Raw genomic sequence first — 20,458 nt, 5'->3', positions numbered from 1 at the left:
CACAAAGTTGGCGTGGGAAAAGTGGTTACATCTTGTTAACCTAAACCTAAACCTAAGGCACAGCGAAGATAAATATAAACGAGTAACATTCATTTTTAAGGAGCAAAAAATGACCAGAAAATGTCACGAAGTCGATTACGAAATTATTGGAACCAGTATGCAGTTGGTCGAAATAGAATTAGATCCTAATGAAGCCGTGGTTGCTGAAGCTGGGGCAATGACATACCTAGAAGAAGATATCTCATTTGAAGCGAAAATGGGTGATGGCTCAGAACCGGAGTCTGGCTTTTTTGGTAAATTATTGGGTGCAGGCAAGCGTGCTATTTCAGGTGAGGGGATCTTTATGACTCACTTTACCAATGAAGGTAATCGTAAACGTAAGGCTGCATTTTCAGCGCCGTTTCCTGGCACAATATTGGCTATCGATCTTGCTGAACATAATGGCGAACTGATATGCCAAAAAGACAGTTTTTTAGCGGCAGCGTTGGGCACCCAGGTTACGATGAAGTTTAATAAACGCCTTGGAGTCGGCTTTTTTGGCGGTGAAGGCTTTATTTTGCAAAGCCTTAAAGGTGACGGTATGGCGTTTGTGCATGCGGGTGGCACTTTAATCAAAAAAGAACTGCGCGGTGAAACATTACGTGTCGATACAGGGTGTTTAGTGGGCTTTACCCCAGGGATTGATTACGACATTCAACGTGCAGGTTCACTTAAATCAATGGTGTTTGGTGGTGAGGGGTTATTTTTAGCGACCCTGCAAGGACATGGCACGGTATGGCTTCAAAGCTTACCATTTTCTCGCATGGCAGATCGTATTATTGCTCACGCACCTTCTAGTGGCGGCAAAGACCAAGGTGAAGGTTCGGTGTTAGGTGGCATTGGACGCATGATTAATTAACAGTTGATTGTATGTGAATTAATTAAAAAAAGGTGACTGAATTTAGTCACCTTTTTTATTCATCTCTACTTTTGGTTAATGGCGTTATTTGGCCGTTTGGCCGAGCTTAACAATGTGCTCAAACTCATTGGCTGTAACTGGTTGCACACTTAACCGAGCACCTTTGGTCACTAACACCATGTGTTGTAATGTCGGGTCACTTTTGAGTTGGCTTAGCGGAACTAATTGATCGAGTTTATGTGTAAACTGAATATCTACTTGCCACCAACGTGGTTTACTTGGGTCTGACTTAGGGTCAAAGTAGCGAGATTGAGGATTAAATGCACTCGCATCAAGTTGCGGTTGGCTGACAACGCTGGCAATCCCAACAACACCTGGTACTTTACAGCTTGAATGATAGAACAGAACACTGTCACCCGCATTGATGTCATCACGAATAAAATTTCGTGCTTGATAATTACGGATCCCTTGCCATGACATTGTATTGTTTGGACTATCACGTAAGTCATCAATACTGATGTCATCGGGTTCAGACTTCATTAACCAATATTTCATGCATTACTCTTTTGTATTTATTATTGGGTATACATTACCATCCACACAGCAAAAAGCCGACAACATGATGTTATCGGCTCTATGGTAAACGTCAGTTTATACTGGTTTTGTTACAACTGTTTGGCCAATTGGCGTTAGGCTTAACAGTGCTAACTTAATGTGTTGTATCGCAAATGGAATGCCAATAATGGTCACAAAGCAGGCCAGGGCATGGGCTAAATGACCAATCGCTAACCATATACCAAAGAACAAGAACCAAATGACATTACCGATTAAGCCGAAGCTACCGGTGCCGAGATCTTCATTACCCGTTAAGTGTTTACGATTCACACTTTCTTGGCCGAATGGCCAAAATGCCATTTCGCCAATCACGAAACACGCACGGCCAAATGGAATACCAATAATACTGATAAAGCACAACAGCCCAGCAAGCCACCAGGCCAAGCCCATCACAAAACCGCCTAAAACAAACCAAGCAATATTAAACAGCAAACGTAAAAGAGACATTGTTATTCCTTATTAGAAGCTAATGTACATAACCTGTACCAATTACTCTTAACTAAGCGATTTTCATGCCAAAGTGTTAAGTATATGCTTTTAATGGGTTTTTGTGATTTTTTGGCGTTGTTTTAGATTGGCTATAGTGAAAAAAACAAATCAAACGGTGAGTTTTATCATTTTTTGGTTAAAATACTCATCTTAATGATTTTGAGATTGATCATGTTTACGACAAGCCCTGTACAGCAGATGTTATTTGAACAAAGACGTATTTTTGTGAAACGTGATGACTTATTGCATCCCGATTTTAGCGGTAATAAGGCGCGCAAGTTTTATCATTTTTTATCGCAAGATTATTCTCATGTTACTCATCTGGTAGGATCTGGCTCTGCTCAAGCAAACTCATTATATTCAATGTCTGTATTAGCTAAGCAACGAGGCTGGCAATTTGATTATTACGTGAGTCACGTAAACGACTTTATTATTCATCACCCAAAAGGTAATTATGCAGCGGCAATCGCGAATGGCGCCAATATTATTGATGTCAGCAAACGGAAACAGGCTGACCAATATCAACAGATGCATTTAGATGACGTCGTAAAACAAATACTAGAGTCCAACAATTCGCAGTTTTGTTCACTGTTACACATTCCTGAAGGTGGACGCTGCGAATATGCTGAAGTAGGTTTAGCAATATTAGCCAACGAGATCATCGATTGGGCTCGATTAAATAACATCAGTGAATTAAAAGTTTTTTTACCCTCAGGTACAGGAACAACTGCCGCGTATTTAAATAAGCAACTCATACAACAATTAGCCTGTATTGATGCAACCCAACTCAATATTGAGGTGATAACCTGCAGTACTGTAGGCGGTGATGGCTACTTAACAGAGCAATTTTCACAATTAGTCGACAAGGTGTATTTTCCGACAGTAGTCAATGATGGCCATAAATATCATTTTGGTAAGCTCACTAGGCGCTGTTTTGATATGTGGAAAACTGTGTGTGAGTCTGGCATTGAGTTTGAGTTACTCTATGATCCTGTTGGATTTTTAGTGCTAAAAGATTATTTAGCTAAACACCCGCAGTGGCAAGGCGATATTGTGTATTTACATCAAGGTGGGGTATTGGGGAATCAAACGATGCTACCAAGATATCAACGTAAATTTGCAAAATAGCGATAACTAAACGCAAAAATGTAATGAGTTTTTTAATGAAAAACTTATTGAAATATCGATGGGATTTTGTAAAGGGTAATTCATTTTGCTCTGTTTTAATAAACATCGGTAAGTGAGAGGAGAATACCGAGAAATGAGTTTATTAAATAACAGAGCAAATGATTAACGCGATGCGTTAGGGGTATTACTTACTTGCAGATATTAACCATTTCATGAAGTTTATTGCTTCAATACGCTTTGAAAAGGTTTTTTTGTTTTTACCTAGGCTGTCGGTAAAAGCAATTGAATTTTTGTTTGACGAAATTGAATTAACTGGAAAGCTAACTGAAATTTCATGTCCATTTATGTTGTATGACATATGTCACATTCCTTATTTGTGCTTATCACCCTTGGGTGAAAAAATTGTTCAATATAATATCCTTGGCATTTTTTAGTGGTGCGAAAGATTAACTTGTCGAGATTTAACTTAACCTATTCTGAACTCACTAATCAAGTGTTGTTTTATAAATAGTTGATTAAGATAATAAAACCTAATCACTATTGTTTATACTTTTCACTTAACGGAGTAAGTTGAACATAATTATATGACAGTGTTATGACGGATAAAGTTTGTTGATAATGTTCATACAAACATTGGCCATGTCATGGTCAATAAAAATGAGCAGAAGCTTGTCTTGGGTTTACGAAGGAAGTTGAGCAGACTTACAGGTAGGTACCAAAATTAACAAGATTTTTAAATCTGTATGGATTCTATACTCACTTTTCGTTTATAGCAACAACGTTTTTCATAAAAAAGACAAATAACATGCATTTTTTGCTTGATTACCGCTATAAATATTATATTTTCAATTGGTTTTTATTTTAAGTTGATGATTTAAATCGCGATAATGTTATTATCGCGATTTACAGCAACACCTAATTAATAAAGTAACTCACCAATAGGATTGAGTAACTTACTGATGCCTTTTGTAAAGTACAGTGGCGCATCTACGATTGTGTAACATAAACAACCTTCAGTTGTTTTAGGTGAATGCTCGTGGTCTTGGTCAAGCAACATAAAGTCACCTGGTTTGTAAGTGTTGTAACAATCACTAAACTCACCAGCTAGCAATAACGTTAACTCAGAACCTTTATGGGTGTGATCCGGTATTTCACCGTTTGCCGCAATGTGCAACAAGCTTGCTCTTGCTTGTGGTTCACCGGTGTCTAAACGTAAGCGGCTCACTTTACCTATGCCTTGCCATGAAGCATTAATTTGCTTTTTAAACACACGCGGTAAAGGATAATGCTGACCTTTAATGGTGACACTGTTGTCGATTATCTCAGGCTGTGATGTAGCCTTACTATCAACACTATCAACACTATCATCGGTGTCTAATGCATCGAGTGTTGATGACAAAAATTGGCTGAGTAAATCGTCGAACTCAACGTGTTGTTCCGCTGCGGTTGTATTTTTGACATCACCTTGCTCAAACTGCTGCTCAGACAACGCAATTGTCATTTGATCTAGCTGTTGTTGGCAATGCGGACAAAATTCTGCATGCGCTGCGATGGCAATTGACATTGAAAGAGGCAACTCACCTTTAGCGTGGAGAGACAGCAAATGCTGATCTGGGTGGTAATTAATCATAATGTTTCTCCATAAAGCTTTTTAACTTTTCTAAGCCGAGTCTAAGTCGGGATTTAACTGTTCCGATAGGAATGTTCAGTTTGTCTGCCAACTCTTGTTGTGTCAGCTCTTGCATGTAAATACCTTGAACCACCTGGCGTTGTAATGGTGGTAATTCTTCAACATGTTGCAGTAAGCTTGCTGATAATAAAAAGTCATCATCATTATTTTCTGCATCATCTGATTCAAATAATGGCCAAATGTCATCACCAAATGCATCTTCACGGTTGTGTTGTACTTTGCGAAGCATGTCGAAACATTGATTACGCATAACGGTGAATACCCAAGTGCTAACCGCAGCTTTGTCTGCATTGTACAAATGTGCTTTGGTCCACACGCGAGACATGGTTTCTTGTACCAAATCCATTGCTAAACCTTGCTGGCTTAAACGCTGGACTCCAAAAGAGTTTATTTTGGGCGCGAAATGCGAAAAAAGTTTGGCAAATGATGTTTTGCAGCGGTTGTTTGCAACCTGCATCATAAGTTGAGCAAGCTCGTCTGCTAGCGGATTAGGTTCGTCTGATTTCATAGCACCATTTCGTTGATTAGAGGATCTTTGTGCAAGATTTCCCTTATCATAACGAGTTTGTGCGCTTTGTGATTGAACATTTTCCATTTTTTTCACTCGCATCCAATAAATCACTATTGAGCATATGTGTATATGCCATTTATGCAGCTACTAAAACAGCTGCACAGGGTAGTTGATCAAGTCATTATTGAGTTATACGGCTGATGTAGATTAACGGATCATAAAATGTGATTATTTTATAACGTCGAATAAAAAAGATTTAGCCAATAGGTGGTCGTGACTATGAATGCACTGGTATTTTTCCTTGGCACTCAATGGAATAATCTCTAACCATCGTTGGCATACCCATGAAATGTCGTTAAAGTCGTTTTCACTGTAATGGGCTAAATGTTGTGGGTATTGTTGCAGCAGCTGTTTTAATGTTTTGCTGAGATACTGATCTTTTTTACGCTCATTGAGTTTAATGTGTGGTTGAGCAGGGTGCGTTTCAATGATATTGCTTGGCCACCCATCAATGAGCGTTACCTCAGCACGTTTTAAGCCATCACTTTCTTCTGTAATGTTATTTATGGTGAAGGTTTGCTTACCTTGAACACTTATGCCCAATAAGCCATCTTCTAACGTTTCAAAATCGATAATGTGTGTCAGAGTGCCTATTGGCATGATGGTTTTTTTGTCGTCAGATAACATGCACAGCCCAAAACCCTGGCCACTTTTTAGCGACTCAGACACCAATCGTTTGTATCTGGCTTCAAAAATCCGCAGTTGCGTATACCCTTGTGGGAGTAGGCAAATCGGTAAAGGAAAAATTGGGATAATCATTACAACCTCTGGATTGTGTATTACGGTGCATCGGCTTAACTATACGCTTGCTGAGTTATTGTTGATCACCTTGATTAACCCAAATGAGTTTATCTTCATTTATCGACAATGCGTTAAGCTTAGTGATAAAGCGCTGCTTAATAACCGGGTCAATGGTGGCGGTGCGCGATAGAATCCATGCATAGTCATTATTAGGACCGATCACCAATGAATCGGTATATTGCCCTTGGTCATTTTGTACAATATCGTGTATTTGGTATGCGCCGTAAAATGGGCCAAAGAAGGAGACCTTGAGTAAACCTTGATTGCTGCCGTTAATAAAATAAGCTTTACCTTCAGCTTGATCCCATTGTTGTTTATCTTGTTTGAATCCTTTATTGATGACCACCACTTTGTCGCCGTCAACACTGTATTGCGCAGTGACATTTGACATATTGCGTTCAAATGAATGATCTAAACGGGCGATTTCATACCAGGTGCCTAAATATTGATTTAGCTCAAACGGCTTGACCACATCGACTGGTTTATCAATTATTGTGCAGGCCGATAGCCCAAATACTGACAGTGCAAGTAAAGGCATTTTTATCATCTGACTTAATCGTTTTTTCATTGTCGACTCCGTTTTATAAAACTATATCGATTATTGTTAACTATACGACTTAGAACATTAGATTGATCTTCAATTAACCGGTTTAATCCTTTTTTGTCGGTTCTATCATGCTTACTACGTCCTTTTGTCTGCGTTTTTTAGTATAATTTACTCGATTGTTATTTTCAGTAGGTGGATGGCTTTATGAGAAAAGTGCTCGATACGGTAGATCAACGCACCAAGTTAGTCGGTGAAAACCGTTTAGAACTGTTATTATTTCGCATTAGCTCTACGCAATTATTCGCAATTAATGTGTTTAAAGTAAAAGAAGTGGTGAAGTTACCCACTATTAATGCTTTTCCCGGCAGCAATGCCAATATTTATGGCGTCGCGAATATTAGAGGTGCATCAATCCCGGTGATTAATTTACGTGAAGCGATCGGTTATTCGCCAAGGCCGATTACCGAAGACAGTAATTTGATTATTACAGAGTACAATCGCAGCGTGCAGGCTTTTTTGGTCGGTAAAGTTGAGCATATTATCAATATGACTTGGAGCGACATTATGCCGCCACCAAAAACATCGGGTGGACATAATTACCTCACTGCAATTACGAAAATTGAGCAAGATGGGCTCACTCAATTAGTGTCCATTATTGATGTTGAGAAGGTACTTGCAGAGATTATTGATTACGATGTTAGCTTATCTGACGGGGTGTTAGATGAAGCATTAGCGGGGAAAATGCACGGTCGTAAAGTGTTAATTGTCGATGACTCGTCTACGGCACGTAAGCAAGTTCGTGATACGTTAACACCATTAGGCATCGAGATTGTTGAGGCATCAGATGGCTTACAGGCATTACAGCTGCTGCAAGGCTGGGCTGATAATGGCAAGCATGTGGCAGATGAATTATTGATGATGATTACCGATGCCGAAATGCCCGAAATGGACGGTTATAAGCTCACTGCGGAAGTGCGTGCTGATCCGCGCATGGCATCATTATTTATTACGTTAAATACGTCACTCAGTGGCAGTTTTAATAAAGCCATGGTTGAAAAGGTGGGCTGTAACGAGTTTATCTCTAAGTTTCAGCCAGATTTGTTAGTGGGTGTGGTGCAAGACCGGCTGCGTGCGATTTTGTCGGTATAGATCACTAACTATGATTCCATAAGGGTTACGGCAGAAACTTATCTGCCGTTTGTGCGTCGCACTCGTGCCACGTTATGTCTGGTCATTGTCTTCGATTAGCTCATCAATAATTCTACGTTGATGTTCGCGAGTGATACCAATATTGAGCCTAGCGACTTTAATCGCATGGCAAAATTTAGCTTTACCAAGTAACGTCACCAATTGTTTCAGAAAGTTTGGGTCAAGTGATAATGTATTACTGTAATGCTCAATTGCTTTTGGTAATGATGTGAAGGTGACGTCGTCAAACTCGAACCCACGTTGATAATGACCATTTTCACCATCGAGTAGTACTCCTTCTACACTTAATGGCCAACCTTTAGCGTTAATACGTCCTTGCGCTATTTGGTACATCATCCATGCACTTTTTTTAAAGCCACCAAAGATTTTGCACTCAAATTCAGACTCTTGTAATTCTTGCTCGGTCCAATTAATGCCAATGGCTAAATCTTTACGGTAAAGGTGCATTAGCTGATCTTTAACGGCATCGCGGCAATCCCAAATCGAGGTTAATGGGTTCTTCTTCGCTAAGCCTAAGCACTCTTTACAAGCCGGCACCGCAAGAGAGGGGTGCGGTGTGTGGGTCATTCGATAATAATCAAAAATTTGATCACTCGGTTCTGCGCAAAACCAACATGTGTGGCGCTGTTCAAAAGGAATATCAATTAATGTTGGCATAGGCTTGCACGCTTTAAGTAGTGAGTGGAGAGCTTAAAATAAAAAAGCCGCTCATAAAGAGCAGCTTAAGTGATGTCGATTCAAAAAAGTTATTCTTTTTCGAAGTCGACTAATTCTTTTGCCAAAATGATTGGATCAATTTCTTCGCATTCTTGATCGGCTTCCCAATCAATACCGATAAGTACACCATCGTCATTTAAATCGCCAACCCAGTACTCTAAAAACTCAGTTAGGGTAATGGTAACCGCTTTATAATCTGCCCATTCTTCAGTGCAATGACTGGTCGCGGCTGCTTCGCTTGACCATAAAGGCATCACGTCGGTTTCTTCAAATTCAGATGAGTCACATACTACCCAGCCTTCACCTGTTTCATCTTGTAAGCCCCATAAGACTTGGTGTTGTTTTACGTTTTCGATAAAGCCGATTAGTGCGGGAGTTTGTTCGGTCATGATAAGTCGCTTCAATGAGTGAGAATTAACCTCATTATACGTACTCACAAAATAAGGAAAAGGCTTAATTAATGACAATGTTGTTAATGCTGATTCTTTATACCAATTGGGTGATTAAAATGGTCGGTTTTGAATAAATAAACAGGGATTAATGCTAACAGGTCTTGTTTCCTGAGAAGCGATGCGTCACGATATTCGTCATTCATTTGTGATAAGTAAGTGTTTTCATGACCCATAAAAGCCGTTTTTCAGTGTTTGTTGCTTCCATGTTTGTTTCAAGCACCTTATTAAGTGCTTGCGCGGTATCCGCCTCCCCAGAACCTGTTGTGATTGTTCCGCCTGAGCCTGTACAAGCAGATTTTGCCACTTGTGTAATTAATTTGCAGCAAAAGGCCAAAGCGGCTGGGATATCACAACATATCATCGACACGACTGTTGCTCATTTAAAGTATGTGCCTCGAGTGATAGAACTCGATAATCAACAACCCGAGTTTACGACCTCGTTTGGCGATTACTTTGAGAAACGGGTCACGACTTGGCGCGTTGATCAAGGTCGAAAAATGATGGCAAAGCATCAAGCATTATTGGCTAACTTAACCAAAGAATATGGTGTCCCTGGGCAGTACATAGTCGCTTTTTGGGGCTTAGAAACAAACTTTGGCAGTTATAAAGGCAGTATGCCTGTTCTTGATTCGCTCGCGACATTAGGTTGCGATCCTCGTCGCAGTGATTATTTTACCGGCGAGTTAATACAAGCATTAAAGTTAAAACAGCAATATAATTTCGCTGATAATAAAATGGTTGGGTCGTGGGCCGGAGCCATGGGGCATACTCAATTTATGCCGACTAATTACCGTAAGTATGCTGTTGATGGCGACGGTGATGGTGTTGCAGACCTATGGAACAGTGAAGCTGATGCGCTCACATCGGCCGCTAATTTTTTACAACACTTAGGGTGGAAAGCGGATCAACGTTGGGGCCGTGAAGTTCTTATTCCTCAAGATTATGCCTTTGAGTATTTAGGCAGTAAATCAGTATTACCGTTAACACAGTGGCGTGCCTTAAATATAAAGCAGACCAATGGCCAGCCAATAGCCACTGCAGATATGCAAGCTGCATTGTATTTACCAGCAGGACACACTGGGCCAGCGTTTTTAGGTTATGACAACTTTAATGTGATTATGCGTTGGAATCGATCTGAATTTTATGCCATTTCAGTGGGGCATTTGGCTGATCGTATCAATGGTTCACCAGAATTAACTCGTGCCGTTCCCAAACAACCAAGATTAAGCCGCGAAATCGTAAAACAACTCCAGCAAAAGTTGAATGATGCCGGTTTTGATGTGGGTAAACCGGATGGTATTTTTGGACGTAACTCTGCATTAGGTTTGCAAGGATATCAAAAGCAACATGGCTTGATTGCTGACGGATTTCCAGATGTCGATACCTTTAAACGTCTTGGTATTACGCTATAACATTGACTTTTTTGTGGCTGCTTTGGCGGCCTTTTGATAAGCTTCGGCAAAATTTTAGCGTTAAGGAATAAAAATGAGCATTAAAGACGATATGGTTGTGCAGTTTAATTACTCACTGCGTGACGAGAAAGGCGAAGTGATTGAGTCAAATGAAGGCCGCGAGCCGATTGCCTACTTACATGGCCATGACAACATGATGCCTGGTATCGAAGATGCCATAAACGGTAAAGAAATTGGTGAGAAGTTTACCATTACACCAGCAGCAGCAGACACTTATGGTGAACGCCAACAAGATGCTGAGCAGCGTGTATCTGTAAAACATTTAGTGGGCGCTAAAGTATGGAAACCCGGCATGGCAGCAGTGGTCAACACTGAACAAGGTCAACGTCAGGTTACCATCATCAAAGTCGGTAAGTTTATGGCGACTGTGGATGTTAACCATCCTTTAGCGGGTCGTGAATTAACATTCGACATTGAAATTGTTGGTGCTCGTGATGCTTCAGACGAAGAAATCGCACATGGTCATGCCCATGGCGCTGGTGGTCATCACCACTAAGTAATATTGTTATTTACTCTGAAATCCCAAGTGAATCACTTGGGATTTTTATTTGGGTAACAGTATGATGACTTAAGTATTTTTTAACGCTATTAAAAGGGAAGGTCATGGTCATTGATTTTTCAATCGGCAAGCTCATTGTTACCATCAATGAAATCCAGTGTCGTTTTCATGACAATCATATTGTATTAACCGCTTCTGTTGACGACATCAGTTGTTTTCATCAAGGTCTGGTTATTGCCGCTGATGGTGGCACTGTGCGTTGGAGCATTAAGCTCGACAATGCGACACAATTAGAGCAAGTGCTCAATTGCACCGGTATTCAAGCTCAGTAAGCTTAAGCTAATAACCTCAAATCTGTTTGCAAATGGATTGGAATGATATGCTTAGTGCACATCTTGAATTAATCTGTTTAAGTATAGTGACTGTTGATCTTTCAGGCATAGAGTCAAAATCAACAGGCTCTCGCGAGCGGTTAGTTCTTTGAATCAAGTTTTTGATATAAATAAGGTCAATTTGATGTCTTCATTAGAAAAAATTGTAATCGAACCACAAACAACGGCTACAGCATGTGTTATTTGGCTTCATGGCTTAGGCGATTCTGGCGCAGGTTTTGCGCCTGTAGTTCCGGTGTTAGGCTTACCTGAAAATCACAGTATTCGTTTTATTTTTCCTCATGCACCCGAGCAAGCTGTGACGATTAATGGTGGCTATGTGATGCGTTCTTGGTACGACATCAAAAGCATGGATTTACATGACAGAGCAGATATTCAAGGGGTATTGAGCTCTGAGCAAGCCGTGCAACAATTGATTAATGAGCAAATAGAGAATGGTATCAGTGCGGGTAAGATTATCTTGGCAGGATTTAGCCAAGGCGGAGTAATGAGTTTATTCACGGGCTTACGTTTTACTCAAAAACTGGCGGGTATTATGGCACTCTCTTGTTATTTACCTGGTGGAGAACATTTACCTGAACAACTTGCAGATGAAAACCGGACAACACCTATTTTGCAACATCACGGTGAACAAGATGATGTTGTGCCATTGTTTGCAGGGAAAATGGCAAATGATGCGTTAATAGCCGCTAATTATCAGACAAGTTGGCGCACTTATCCTATGGCTCACAGTGTTTTACCTAACCAACTTACTGATATCGGTCAATGGATACAACACGTGTTGAAATAAAAGCTTCACGCTATTGTTTTTTATTCAGAACAATGGTGTCGATGGTGAGGTTTCAAAAAAGTAAGTGATTTTAGTGGCTTAGCAGTTTATCTGTTAGAGCCATTTTTTTTACTTGTTTTTAACATGTTTATTAACAAGTTGACTGTTTTCAAGAGAGAATTGTTGTCTATTTAAGTTATTGTTATTAGTGTATTAAAAATCACATTTTGTCATAAAAATGAAATCAAAAACCGTCAATCTTTGTTATCATTCAGCCTGTGAATTGGATTTTCACAGATTTAAAAATAAATAATAACTCGGGGTAAATCATGACAAACATGTTAATTAAAGGATTAGTTGCAACGGCTGTATTAACAGCATTAACCGGTTGTAACAGTGACGATAAAACACACTTAGTAGAAACGCCTGTCGCAACAACATGTGCCGAAGCAGGTGCAGATTGTAAAATATTTACAGTATTACACACCAACGACAACCATGGCCGTTTCTGGTCTAACAGTGATGGCGAATATGGTATGGCAGCGCGTAAAACGTTGATCGACCAAATTCGTGCTGAAGTCAGTGCAAACGGTGGCGAAACGTTATTGCTATCTGGCGGTGACATCAACACAGGTGTTCCAGAGTCTGATTTACAAGATGCTGTGCCTGATTTTATTGGTATGAACGAAATCGGTTACGATGCTATGGCAGTGGGTAACCATGAGTTTGATAACCCATTAGCAGTATTAGATTCACAACGCTCAATTGCTAATTTCCCAATGCTTGCTGCAAACATTTATAAGAAAGATGGCACACGTTATTTTGATGCCTACAAAGTATTCGATGTTAATGGCGTTAAAATTGCTGTTATCGGCCTAACCACCGAAGATACCGCTAAAATTGGTAACCCAGAATTTATCGGTGATTTAGATTTTAAAGATCCAAAAGATGAAATTGTCAAAGTAATAGCAGAAATTAAAGAAGCAAAATCTGCAGATTTGATCTTCGCAACGACTCACATGGGTCACTATGCTGATGCTGCAAATGGTAGCAATGCCCCTGGTGATGTTGCCATGGCTCGTGCGTTAGCTAAAGGTGATTTACAAGTTGTTATCGGTGGTCACTCACAAAACGCAGTTTGTATGGAGCCAGGTACTAACGCATATAGCGAAACATTTGAACCAGGCAGCGAATGTACACCTGATATGCAGAATGGCACTTACATTATGCAGGCTCACGAATGGGGTAAGTACGTAGGCCGTGCAGATTTTGAATATTTCAACGGTGAAATGCATTTAGTAAGCTACAAGCTAATACCTGTTAATTTGAAAAAATCAGTAACCGATGCTGCAGGTGTTAAAACTAAGGTATTGATTGCTGACGCAATTGAAGAAGATGCAGCATTAAAAGAATTGCTAAAATACTATCAAGATCAAGGTAGCGCTAAGTTAGGCGAAGTGATTGCAACCACTGATGGATTGTTAGATGGTGAGCGTGCAAACGTACGTAGCATGCAAACCAACTTAGGTCGTTTACTTGCTGATGCACAGCGTACTAAAGTTAAAGCTGACATTGGTGTGATGAACTCTGGAGGTGTACGTGCATCTATCGAAGCGGGTAATATCTCTTACCGTGACGTGCTGACCGTTCAGCCATTTGGTAACATGGTGACATTAAGCACTATGACTGGTGCAGAAGTCACAGAATACTTAAACACAGTAGCATCTTTCCAACGTGGTTCTGGAGCTTATGCTCAAATCACAGGTGTGAAAATGACGGTAGATTGTACTGCGCAAACAGTCGCTATCAGTGAAATCAATGGTAAAGATTACAGTGCCACTGATTCTTATAGCTTTACAGTACCAAGCTTTAACGCTGCTGGCGGTGACGGTTATCCAAAACTTAACCCAGTAGCAACAGGTTATGTGGATGCTGAAGTGTTATACACTTTCTTCAAAGACAAAGGTACTATTGTTGCAGCAGATTATGCGCCAATGGGTGACATTGTTTATGAAAACTCAAACAGCCCACTAGGTTGTGAAGTAGCGGCTAAGTAAGATGCATTAAATGGTTTGCCTTGTATTTGGCTAGCCAAGATGCTCTGAGTAAAGTTGATAAATGTGTTAACAAAAAAGGTAGTTTAGGCTACCTTTTTTATTTTCTCAACTTTTTATTTACTCAACTTAGCCTATGCGATGTTGAGTTTACTTCCAGCGAATATGAGTTGTTAGCGTATGGCTCTCACCGGGGGCGAGTACGACTTTATCTTCTAATACATTGGCCGCTTCTAGGCACACCATTGAAAGATAATCATCGCTATTAAATCGAGACAGTCTTATTGATTTGTCTATCCACGGATTCCATAACACCGCAGACTGACTATTCTCACGGCTTACCACAATAGTCCCTTGTGGCGTATGCAACTCTTGGCAACTGGCTAAATCGGTATAAACGCGATCAGTTTCCCGGTCAAAGGTGACGTTATCTTGTGGTTGTTGAATCGGTCCTTGACCAAATTCAATGTATTTTGATTGGCTAAAGCCACTGGCGGTTAGTTGATGAATATCATCAATCGGGAAATAGCTGTGCAACGCTTGAGTTAAGCTAACACTCGTATCGTCATTGTTGGTATTCACAATACTGACTGACAATGATTCGCCTAAGGTAAATAGCACTTTGACTTCGGTGTTATGTGGCCAATATTGACGTTCAAATTCTGTTGCTGGCAAGCTAAACACTAAATCAACAATTTGGTTACGCATCTTGACTGACTCAAGTTTCCACAGCTTATTACGAGCAAAACCGTGTTGAGGGAAATCAGGGTTTTCATTCATGCCAAACCACGGCCAGCACACAGGGATGCCACCACGAATACCATTACCCGGTTGATAATCATCAGCAGATGAAACCCACAAAAGAGGGGGTTTACCCACAGGGATAAATTGGTCTATCTGAGCGCCTTGCATAAAAATTCGTGCCTGACAAAGCTCAGTGTCTACCTTGACATACTCAAGACCATTTGGGTGTTTTAGGGTGGTAACAGAACCCATAGTGTGTGTCCTTGTGTTAAAAGCTGTTTAAAATAATTGTTGTCGTCTTAACAGACGATAAGCCGCTAGCTTAGCGTATTTCTTCCCGTACGATAATACTCTTGTCGTGTGCAGCCTATTGTCTGTATCGTGTTGAATTAGTGATGAAGAGTCTGTGATAAATGGCGGGAGAGGGATTATGTGCGAGTAAAATACAACAGCCTATTATTTGCAGGCATCGCGACATCTTCTGTAAGAATAAGCCCTTGTTGTTTAGCTAAAGTGGTTATCCATTCAATATCCCGTATACCGCTTAATGGATGTTGCTGCTTTAGCCAAACGTCAAACTGTGCATTACTGTCGCTGGTAAATTCACCTGAATAATTAAACGGCCCATAAATAGCAACACATCCTTTAGGCGCGAGTGTTTTACCACAACCCACAAAAAAGGCTTCTACTAATTCACAGCTCATGATGTGTAGTGTATTTGCTGTATAAATCGCATCGATAGCGGCCACTAATTTTGGCCACGACTGACTGACATCAAGTTCGATGCCATCAGCTAGGTTGTTAAGCGGGTAGTGTTGTAATCGTGCCTGTAAATTATCGAGGTAATGTGGCTGGTCACTAGGCTGCCAGCGAAGGTGCGTTAAATGCTCTGCAAAAAATACACAATGCTGCCCTGTACCGCTGCCGATTTCTAGCACCTGAGTTGTGTGGCTTAACCACTGTACCAGATGAGTTAATATTACATGCTTATTGTTTTCGCATGCCTGTGAAAAAGGCAATTGTGCGAGTGGGATAGTATTTTGCATTACGATAGATCGACTTTTTCCATTTCTAGTTGCTGTAAGGCTATGACAGCTTGGGTACGATTGCGCACGCCAAGTTTTCGAAATATCGCTGTTGCATGAGCTTTAATGGTCGCTTCCGACACACCAAAATCATAGGCTATTTGCTTGTTGAGCAGCCCCTCGGCAAACATTTGCAATACTCGATATTGCTGTGGAGTTAAATCTGATAGACGGCTGGCCATTTTATCGGTTGGATCGTCAGACACTGGCACCAATTGAGTACCGCTAGGTAACCAAATATCACCGTATAATACCGCGGTGAGCGCATCAGTTAATGACTCCATAGAGGCAGATTTAGGAATAAACCCACTGCTTCCATAATGGACCGCACGGCTAATAGTATTAATGTCTTCGTGGGCCGAAATTACCACCACAGGAATATCTGGATAGTGAGTTCTAAGATGGATCAAGGTCGAATAACCATGAGATCCAGGCATTTGTAAATCCAGCAGTATGAGATCAAATTGACATTGTTTGTTATTCAGCACATTTTCCAGCGCTTCAGCACTGTCGGCTTCAACCCATTGAGTTTGATTGAATGCACTGCTCAATGCCTGTCGTAAGGCATTACGAAATAACGGATGATCATCTGCAATGACGATATTTAAATTTTCGAGCTTCATGGCGTTTTTTATTCTATGTTGCACGTGAAGATTAATTCAATGTAACAGAAAAGCAATCGAGTGTTCTATTGCTTTATGCATCAAAATGATGCTTTTTTGTGAATAATACCATTGTGCGTTAATAAGAGATGACTCAACGAGAGTTTAAAAGGGCTTAAACAAGGGGCATGACTGAATGAATAGTGGTCCTTTTTCGAAGCTATACAACGCAGTGTAAGCCCTTTAAACACTCGCCAGAAAGGAATGTCCCAGAGGATTTACTCAGCGTACTCGCTATGTGAAAAGGAACGACCATTAGTGTATCGCGACGCTTTAATCAAAAACTGCTGGACGGATTCTGAGTGGTTACTTATTTAATGCGGATTGGTGTAAACAGCAAAGTATGACTTTAGTTTAGGTTTACATCACAGTTTGTTCGATAGCAGCGCAGCACAATGGCTGCGCTGACAAAGACCGCCATTAAGCGTGAGGCCACACTTGTGTAGGTTGTCGATTTTCATCAATTGCAACAAAGGTAAATACACCGCGAATAGCATGTTCGCGATGATCTTTGTACATGTCTTCTACATAAATATTCACCTCAACTTTTAGTGAGGTGTTACCCACATGGATCACTTTAGCAATCAATTCCGCTAAGCTGCCCGCTGGAATGGATTTTTTAAAATCAATACGGTCAGAGCTTACAGTAACTAACGATTTACGACAAAAACGTGTCGCGGCAATAAAGGCCGTTTCATCCATCCACGCTAATGCGTCTCCACCAAACAAGGTGTTGTGATGGTTAGTGTTAGAGGGGAAAATGGCTTTAAATACTCGCGCTTCAGAATGGATAATGCGTGCAGCGATATCTTCAGGAAAATCAGTTTCAGTTTGATCTGGATTTTGAGCAAGGGACATACAACGACCTAAAATTAAACAATAGACAGGATTAAACGCGGCGCATTGTACTGTATGAGCTTAAGCGGTGTCGAATATTACCCAGTGTGGTTTGTTTTCTCTGCGCTAGCCGAGCAGTAAATGCTCAAATACAGGGTTAGCGCTGAGTACATCAATACGTCTAATGTCAGTTAATATAATGTCTATTGGTTGCTGTTGTTGAGTGACGCCGCGAATCGCTTCGTGTTTTGTGCCACCTTGTTGCACGATTGTCGTTTGAGTAAAGTGGCCCACAATTTCAACACCAGAATGCAAGCTTAACTTCACTTGATACTGATGTAAGCACATGATTTCGATAAAATCATAATGAGCACAATTAATTGGGGGCATTTACTCTTTTTATCCTTTAAGTATTCAGCATTCAGCATTCAATGTACAGATGCAAAGTCTCAACTCATTTACGTGGGTGAGTTAATCGCACATCTATTGACGTAATAAATAGTCGTGCAATTAATCAGGTAGTTAATCACTTCGCTAGCTACATCACTAACAGCATCACTAGCTACATCGTTAATATCGTAATAGTACCGTCGATACTTCATGGTTATTACCATCGACAGTGACTATATAGAGTCTGTCGAACTCGCTTGCATCATTAATGGCAGGCTGTTTTTCTGCGCCAAGCAGTTCTGCCAGTGCGGTTGTGGTATTGCTGTGGCCGATCACCAAAATATGCCCTTGCTGACTTAACAATACTTCTGCTGCTTTTTGAAGATCTGTAGGATCATATAAACTGGGTGCCAGATGCTGCTCTTCAGCTACCGCCAATGCGGTTTCACGCGTGCGCTTATAGTCTGTGGTATACACTTTGGCTAACGGGGTGCTTGATAATACTTGAGCTAAACGGATGGCCCGCAGTTTCCCCTGTGCAGATAAGCTCGGATCTTTTCCCTCAAGCTTTTCTGCATGTCTTACCAAGTAAAACACTTTTGCTTTAGCATTTATCATTTGCATAGGTATATCGGTATTTGATGTCTGTGCCATTAATGAACTGCTGAATAGCATAAGAAAGAAGGTGAGTGCATATCGAATGTCATTAGTCATGTATTAATCCATTAATTTGATGGTCATTGTGTTACCGAAAAAGCGCTTTATTTTATCTATCAACACGTTCGGCGTTTATCCTAGCAATAAACTTTCGTTTATGCAGGTTTTCTTTCTTTCGTTTAATCGTTGCACCAACATATAGGTTTATGATGTGGACATTGCCGTTCAGTGCTTTATGTATTAGAAATTATAGATGATTTTAGCTGTGATATGAATGAGATGGACTATTGTTAATTCATACCTTATTTTCTTTTAAAGCAGCAAGACTTGCTTTAGCAAGACATTTATTACCATGCTCACCGGATTGGTTAACCATTAAGGAAAGGATATGCCTGAATCGTTAGAGGCTCAAATTATTCAATTAGAACCAGATGATGCACTACCTTTATGGCGCCACACCATTTTTATGCGCATATTTACTGTGCTAGCGGTACTGAGTATCCCTTTGTATATCACAAGCGTATATGTATGTATTGACCAAGGAATTTGGTACATGGCGGCCTTTGATACGCTCTGGTATGGCTTGTTGCTATTCATTCTCTTTTGGCCTTCGTTAGCAGATAACACCCGATATTTATGGGGCTGTTTGTTGGCTTTTTTTGTCGGTGCAGGATTTTTGCTCGCGGTGGGCCCTTCAGGTGCGGGTTTGTTTTGGTTGTTTACCTTTCCACCGTTAACCAGTGTGCTGCTTGGCGCAAAGCCTGCGGTAATCGCTCAGGTTGTTAATGCTGTCTTGTTAATACTCACAGGAATTGCATTTCATTACGATTGGTTACATTGGCCTGTGATGGAACACTTTTCAACGACAATTTGGTATGTTGTCGTGATTAACTTTTTGGCTACCTGTGCCATAGTGACCCAATCTATTTCCTTTTTGCTGGGTAAATTGACCCATTCATTGCAATCGACATTAGCATCAAGACAGGCGACCGTGATTGGGTTAGCAAAATTAGCGGAGTATCGAGACAATGATACTGGTGCCCATCTTATTAGAATGCAGCAATACGCTAATATGCTCGCAAAACAAAGACTAGATGATGAACACGTGCCGGCAGAGTTAACAGAAGCTTTTATCAAAGAAATCAGCTTGTCATCGATTTTGCACGACATTGGCAAGGTGGGAATTGCAGACCATATTTTACTTAAACCCGGTAGATTAACCCCTGAGGAGTTTGAACACATCAAAGCCCATCCTGTTATGGGGGCTAAAGTGATCGATAGCTTGCTGAAATATGCGCCTCAATGTGAATTTCTGTTGATGGGGCGAGACATTGCTGGTGGTCATCATGAGAAGTCGGATGGCAGCGGTTATCCAAAAGGCCTTAAAGGTGAATTAATCCCATTGTCAGCAAGGATTGTGGCATTGGTTGATGTGTATGATGCGTTAACCTCTCCGCGTTGCTATAAGCGTCCATTTACACATGAAGAAGCCAAAGAGATAATAACGGCAGGTCGGGGTAATCACTTTGACCCAGCACTAGTTGACAGCTTTATGACAATTGAACAACGCTTTGCTGATTTATCGCAGGCCTCTTTGGCACACCATTCAGTAAGTTATGAGCCATAGATAATCAACTTTTACGATTGATTAAGTGTGCCGTAGGCAATGTTGTTAACAACATGCCCGCACTCATTTTATCGTTGCCCATAAAAATGCCAGTCTGTGTAAACTGGCATTTTTTATGGGCATTTAACTTTGTTTATTTGCAAGCATGCTGAT

23 protein-coding genes are annotated in these 20,458 nt (G+C 40.7%); 9 read left to right on the top strand and 14 right to left on the bottom strand.

Features of this window, described 5'->3' with window-relative positions; translation table 11 throughout:
* Window positions 1-109 precede the first annotated feature (109 nt).
* Complete coding sequence (locus tag AC19MX_RS09885) at window positions 110-898, top strand: TIGR00266 family protein (RefSeq protein WP_498297779.1); 789 nt, start codon at window positions 110-112, stop codon at window positions 896-898.
* A gap of 84 nt (window positions 899-982) precedes the next feature.
* On the opposite strand, the gene AC19MX_RS09880 is transcribed toward AC19MX_RS09885, so the two are convergent.
* Together AC19MX_RS09880 and AC19MX_RS09875 are read right to left on the bottom strand one after the other, a co-directional pair.
* Window positions 983-1,453, bottom strand: coding sequence for an EVE domain-containing protein (locus tag AC19MX_RS09880; RefSeq protein WP_498297777.1), 471 nt, complete (start codon window positions 1,451-1,453; stop codon window positions 983-985).
* Window positions 1,454-1,549: 96 nt separating this feature from the next.
* A complete protein-coding gene (locus AC19MX_RS09875; RefSeq protein WP_498297775.1) occupies window positions 1,550-1,960 on the bottom strand; it encodes a YccF domain-containing protein in 411 nt (136 codons plus the stop codon).
* A 213-nt stretch (window positions 1,961-2,173) separates the two neighbouring features.
* Between AC19MX_RS09875 and AC19MX_RS09870 the strand changes: the two genes are divergently transcribed.
* Window positions 2,174-3,130, top strand: coding sequence for a 1-aminocyclopropane-1-carboxylate deaminase/D-cysteine desulfhydrase (locus tag AC19MX_RS09870; RefSeq protein ID WP_432404801.1), 957 nt, complete (start codon window positions 2,174-2,176; stop codon window positions 3,128-3,130).
* 919 nt (window positions 3,131-4,049) lie between these two features.
* Here AC19MX_RS09870 and AC19MX_RS09865 read toward each other — a convergent pair.
* The 4 genes from AC19MX_RS09865 to AC19MX_RS09850 all read right to left on the bottom strand — a co-directional run bounded on the left by AC19MX_RS09865 (window position 4,050) and on the right by AC19MX_RS09850 (window position 6,760).
* Window positions 4,050-4,760, bottom strand: a complete 711-nt coding sequence (locus AC19MX_RS09865; protein WP_432404805.1) for a ChrR family anti-sigma-E factor — start codon at window positions 4,758-4,760, stop codon at window positions 4,050-4,052.
* Window positions 4,753-5,415: a sigma-70 family RNA polymerase sigma factor gene (locus AC19MX_RS09860; RefSeq protein ID WP_432404888.1), complete on the bottom strand. Its 663-nt coding sequence runs from the start codon at window positions 5,413-5,415 to the stop codon at window positions 4,753-4,755. The genes AC19MX_RS09865 and AC19MX_RS09860 overlap by 8 nt, the downstream gene beginning before the upstream one ends.
* Window positions 5,416-5,559: 144 nt before the next feature.
* Complete coding sequence (locus AC19MX_RS09855) at window positions 5,560-6,150, bottom strand: LON peptidase substrate-binding domain-containing protein (protein ID WP_432404808.1); 591 nt, start codon at window positions 6,148-6,150, stop codon at window positions 5,560-5,562.
* Window positions 6,151-6,205: 55 nt separating this feature from the next.
* Entirely contained in the window at window positions 6,206-6,760 is a 555-nt protein-coding gene (locus tag AC19MX_RS09850; protein WP_432404811.1) for a lipocalin family protein, read from the bottom strand.
* 183 nt (window positions 6,761-6,943) lie between these two features.
* On the opposite strand from AC19MX_RS09850, the gene AC19MX_RS09845 reads away from it, so the two are divergent.
* Window positions 6,944-7,888 (top strand): chemotaxis protein CheV, encoded by a 945-nt coding sequence (locus AC19MX_RS09845; RefSeq protein ID WP_432404814.1) that lies wholly within the window; start codon window positions 6,944-6,946, stop codon window positions 7,886-7,888.
* Window positions 7,889-7,960: 72 nt separating this feature from the next.
* On the opposite strand, the gene AC19MX_RS09840 is transcribed toward AC19MX_RS09845, so the two are convergent.
* Together AC19MX_RS09840 and AC19MX_RS09835 are read right to left on the bottom strand one after the other, a co-directional pair.
* On the bottom strand, window positions 7,961-8,605 hold the full coding sequence (locus tag AC19MX_RS09840) for a hypothetical protein (protein ID WP_432404817.1): 645 nt from the start codon (window positions 8,603-8,605) through the stop codon (window positions 7,961-7,963).
* An 89-nt stretch (window positions 8,606-8,694) separates the two neighbouring features.
* Window positions 8,695-9,054 carry a DUF2750 domain-containing protein gene (locus tag AC19MX_RS09835; RefSeq protein WP_160052944.1) on the bottom strand — a complete coding sequence of 120 codons (360 nt, stop codon included), beginning with the start codon at window positions 9,052-9,054 and terminating at the stop codon, window positions 8,695-8,697.
* A 227-nt stretch (window positions 9,055-9,281) separates the two neighbouring features.
* Here AC19MX_RS09835 and AC19MX_RS09830 point away from each other — a divergent pair, with 227 nt between their 5' ends.
* From AC19MX_RS09830 to ushA, 5 genes are all read left to right on the top strand, one after another.
* Window positions 9,282-10,529: a lytic murein transglycosylase gene (locus tag AC19MX_RS09830; RefSeq protein WP_432404822.1), complete on the top strand. Its 1,248-nt coding sequence runs from the start codon at window positions 9,282-9,284 to the stop codon at window positions 10,527-10,529.
* A 73-nt stretch (window positions 10,530-10,602) separates the two neighbouring features.
* Window positions 10,603-11,085 carry an FKBP-type peptidyl-prolyl cis-trans isomerase gene (locus AC19MX_RS09825; protein ID WP_432404826.1) on the top strand — a complete coding sequence of 161 codons (483 nt, stop codon included), beginning with the start codon at window positions 10,603-10,605 and terminating at the stop codon, window positions 11,083-11,085.
* Between the two features lie 107 nt (window positions 11,086-11,192).
* Window positions 11,193-11,420, top strand: a complete 228-nt coding sequence (locus tag AC19MX_RS09820) for a DUF3389 family protein (RefSeq protein WP_160052941.1) — start codon at window positions 11,193-11,195, stop codon at window positions 11,418-11,420.
* A 184-nt stretch (window positions 11,421-11,604) separates the two neighbouring features.
* Window positions 11,605-12,270 carry an alpha/beta hydrolase gene (locus tag AC19MX_RS09815; RefSeq protein ID WP_432404830.1) on the top strand — a complete coding sequence of 222 codons (666 nt, stop codon included), beginning with the start codon at window positions 11,605-11,607 and terminating at the stop codon, window positions 12,268-12,270.
* A gap of 308 nt (window positions 12,271-12,578) precedes the next feature.
* Window positions 12,579-14,306, top strand: a complete 1,728-nt coding sequence (gene ushA, locus AC19MX_RS09810; RefSeq protein WP_432404833.1) for a bifunctional UDP-sugar hydrolase/5'-nucleotidase UshA — start codon at window positions 12,579-12,581, stop codon at window positions 14,304-14,306.
* A gap of 147 nt (window positions 14,307-14,453) precedes the next feature.
* Here ushA and AC19MX_RS09805 read toward each other — a convergent pair whose 3' ends face one another.
* The 6 genes from AC19MX_RS09805 to AC19MX_RS09780 form a co-directional block, all read right to left on the bottom strand.
* Window positions 14,454-15,299: a D-hexose-6-phosphate mutarotase gene (locus AC19MX_RS09805; protein WP_432404836.1), complete on the bottom strand. Its 846-nt coding sequence runs from the start codon at window positions 15,297-15,299 to the stop codon at window positions 14,454-14,456.
* A gap of 176 nt (window positions 15,300-15,475) precedes the next feature.
* Entirely contained in the window at window positions 15,476-16,093 is a 618-nt protein-coding gene (locus tag AC19MX_RS09800) for a DUF938 domain-containing protein (protein ID WP_432404839.1), read from the bottom strand.
* The gene (locus AC19MX_RS09795) at window positions 16,093-16,755 is read right to left on the bottom strand and encodes a response regulator transcription factor (RefSeq protein ID WP_432404842.1); all 663 of its coding nucleotides are present in this window, start codon (window positions 16,753-16,755) and stop codon (window positions 16,093-16,095) included. The genes AC19MX_RS09800 and AC19MX_RS09795 overlap by 1 nt, the downstream gene beginning before the upstream one ends.
* A gap of 459 nt (window positions 16,756-17,214) precedes the next feature.
* A complete protein-coding gene (locus AC19MX_RS09790) occupies window positions 17,215-17,652 on the bottom strand; it encodes an acyl-CoA thioesterase (protein WP_432404845.1) in 438 nt (145 codons plus the stop codon).
* Between the two features lie 105 nt (window positions 17,653-17,757).
* Window positions 17,758-18,021 carry a Rho-binding antiterminator gene (locus AC19MX_RS09785; RefSeq protein WP_432404848.1) on the bottom strand — a complete coding sequence of 88 codons (264 nt, stop codon included), beginning with the start codon at window positions 18,019-18,021 and terminating at the stop codon, window positions 17,758-17,760.
* A gap of 180 nt (window positions 18,022-18,201) precedes the next feature.
* Window positions 18,202-18,735 carry a SixA phosphatase family protein gene (locus AC19MX_RS09780; protein ID WP_432404851.1) on the bottom strand — a complete coding sequence of 178 codons (534 nt, stop codon included), beginning with the start codon at window positions 18,733-18,735 and terminating at the stop codon, window positions 18,202-18,204.
* A gap of 331 nt (window positions 18,736-19,066) precedes the next feature.
* On the opposite strand from AC19MX_RS09780, the gene AC19MX_RS09775 reads away from it, so the two are divergent.
* Entirely contained in the window at window positions 19,067-20,305 is a 1,239-nt protein-coding gene (locus AC19MX_RS09775) for an HD-GYP domain-containing protein (RefSeq protein WP_498297771.1), read from the top strand.
* Window positions 20,306-20,458: the final 153 nt, after the last annotated feature.

It is taken from the genome of Shewanella sp. MF05956 (assembly GCF_059758055.1).
The sequence above is the reverse complement of the archived record's forward strand: the minus strand, read 5'-3'. Positions and strand labels throughout refer to the sequence as shown.